This is a genomic window from Alcanivorax sp. HI0044, assembly GCF_001634945.1.
Genome location: NZ_LWEZ01000305.1, coordinates 1 through 758 on the forward strand (window position 1 = coordinate 1; position 758 = coordinate 758).

Sequence of the window (758 nt, forward strand, 5' to 3'; positions counted from 1 at the left end):
TATTATCCGGAGCAGCCTGTTGTGCATGCTGTTCGGCTTCGTTGCTTTCGTTGTGGGCATGGTCATGATTTTCATCCGCCCAGCCCGGGTTCGCCAGGGTTGCCAGCAAGAAGATGGCCAGAGGCGTCTTTTGAAATGTCATTTTCGGTTTCATAAAAAATTTTCCATTTTTTGTAGGAGCGCCGTTCAGGGCGCGAAGAAGTTGGCACCGCGTGTCGCAGAAACCATTCGCGCCTCAAGTGGCACTCCTACAGTAATTTTTCGCTTAATTTCTCGTTTCAAGCGGTGTTATTCGCTTCGCTCACCCTGCGGCTGTTACCTCGCAAGCTCGGTTCCTACAGAACAATCATTCGTTGGCCAACTGGTTCAGCCAGTCGTTGAGCTGGGCGCTTTCATAGAGCCACTGCACCCAGGCCTGCTGCATGGCATCGCGCAGGGCGATGCCAGCCAGCCGGGTATCGAGCCGCTGATTCAAGGCCTGCAGATAGTTCTGGGTGGTGAGTTCGCCCTGCTGCCAGACGCGCTTGAGCAAGGTGTCGCTGCGCGCCAGGCTATCGCCGGTGAGTTGTTGCCAGGTTTCCCAGCGCTCGCGCCGCTGCTGGTAATCGCTCAACGCTCCGTCCAGCCGGGCCTGAATGTCGTTGCGGGTTTTCTCCAGCAGTGCACGCCGCTCTTCACTGTCCGCCAGGGCAGCTTCATAGCCTGGCTTGCCGGTATTGAAGAACTTCAATGGCAGGCTGAAATCCACGCCCCACAAA

1 protein-coding gene is annotated in these 758 nt (G+C 56.5%); it reads right to left on the minus strand.

The window, feature by feature from the left end; translation table 11 throughout:
• Positions 1 to 346 precede the first annotated feature (346 nt).
• Positions 347 to 758, minus strand: a 412-nt coding sequence (locus A3730_RS03735; protein WP_197477267.1) for a TolC family protein, incomplete at its 5' end; no start/stop codon positions are given.